Here is a 1,063-nt window from a genome sequence, read left to right as displayed (position 1 = left end):
ATCTCGGCATGAGAACAGCCCTCTACCTTGCGCATCAGGAATGCCTGGCGACAAACCGGTGGCAGTTCGTCCAACGCCCTCTTCAGCAGGCGCAACTGCTGCGCCTGGCAGGCCTGAACCTGTGGATCACAGGTGTCGTCGAGCTCTTCATGCCCCAGAGACTCGAGCGGCTCGTCGGCGCGCACCTGCGCCCGCCGGTATCGGTCGACACTCAGGTTGATCGCGGTACGAAAAAGAAACGCGCGCGGCTGCTCGATGGCAGCCAAGGACTTACGCTCGAGCAGGCGCAAGACGCTTTCCTGAGCCACATCTGCAGCCGCCTGGCGATCACCAAGCGTACGACTGAGGTAACGGACCAATTCTTGGTAATGGTGTATCACGACACTCTCTAAGCCCCCGAAGGAACCGCCCCGTGCAGGTTCCTGATGTGTCACGACAACAGACACTTGCTGACAGCCCCGGTCAGCGATACTTATAATCACTCGCATTTTGTGCAAATGAAAGCCTCGCAAAAGCCTGGGACGCCCGAATGATCGAGCCGCAATCCACCGACGAAGACGAGCGCCTCAGCGCCGAGGCGGCATACTGGTGCGCGCGTCTGCATGACATGGACTGCACTGCCGAGGAGCGCCAGGCCTTCGCTCGCTGGATAGCCACTACCCCCGACCACCAGCACGAGTACGACGCCATGCTGGCGATCTGGCGGCTGGCCGATCAACTACACCCAACCCACGCCTCCACGCCCAGCAACACGACAACTCGCCCTCGCCGCCAACGAACCCCCTGGCGCGCGACCAGGATTGCTGCTGCCGCCATGCTGGGAGGAGTGACTATCTGGATGGGCGGCTGGGCGGCAGGCCTGCTGCCAGCGCAGGTTGGTTACTACGCAGCTCAGGAAGCCCCGCGCAAGGTCATCCTGGCAGACGGCTCGCACGCTCAACTGAACAGCGACAGCAGACTGATCTTCGCCATCTTTCGCGACCACCGCAGTGCCTGGCTCAGTAGCGGTAGCGAAGGCTACTTCGAAGTCACTCACGACATAGAACAGCCTTTCAGCGTACTG

General features: G+C 61.5%; 2 protein-coding genes. One reads left to right on the top strand and one right to left on the bottom strand.

The annotated features are described in order from the left end of the window. Positions 1-380 (bottom strand): sigma-70 family RNA polymerase sigma factor (locus J0A65_RS23935; RefSeq protein WP_206596773.1); only part of this gene is annotated, 380 nt, incomplete at its 3' end. A 149-nt stretch (positions 381-529) separates the two neighbouring features. Here J0A65_RS23935 and J0A65_RS23930 point away from each other — a divergent pair. Next, the coding region (locus tag J0A65_RS23930; protein WP_269814707.1) for a FecR family protein at positions 530-1,063 on the top strand (534 nt) is incomplete at its 3' end.

Source organism: Bowmanella yangjiangensis (assembly GCF_017255015.1).
GTDB classification, from domain to species: domain Bacteria; phylum Pseudomonadota; class Gammaproteobacteria; order Enterobacterales; family Alteromonadaceae; genus Bowmanella; species Bowmanella yangjiangensis.
This window is presented reverse-complemented; position numbering and strand designations above follow the sequence as displayed.